The organism is Pantoea sp. GbtcB22 (assembly GCF_019091025.1).
In the GTDB taxonomy this organism is placed as follows: Bacteria; Pseudomonadota; Gammaproteobacteria; order Enterobacterales; family Enterobacteriaceae; genus Pantoea; species Pantoea leporis.
In genome coordinates, this window is sequence record NZ_JAGXKB010000882.1 from 1 (window position 1) to 235 (window position 235).

The 235-nt window shown below is 57.9% G+C and carries 1 protein-coding gene; it reads right to left on the minus strand.

Annotated elements, in window-relative coordinates; genetic code table 11:
• A partial coding sequence (locus KVT28_RS26945) for a family 43 glycosylhydrolase (protein WP_217551391.1) occupies positions 1-235 on the minus strand: 235 nt, incomplete at both ends.

The following is a 235-nucleotide window of genomic DNA, read 5'->3' on the forward strand; positions in this document are numbered from 1 at the left end:
GCGGCGTTGCAACCAACCCACCTTGGTGCGGTCCGTTCACCCGACTGCTGCCTTGTTCGAGCACGATCCGGTCTTCGTATGGACCAAAAATGTTCCGCGACCGGAGGACGGTCTGCCATCCTGTGCCAACCCCGCCCGCTGGTGCGAGAATGTAATACCAACCATCCCGCTTCAAAAACTTCGGTCCTTCAATCGTATGATGGCGCTCCGGCTGATCGAAGACGATTTGGCCTTC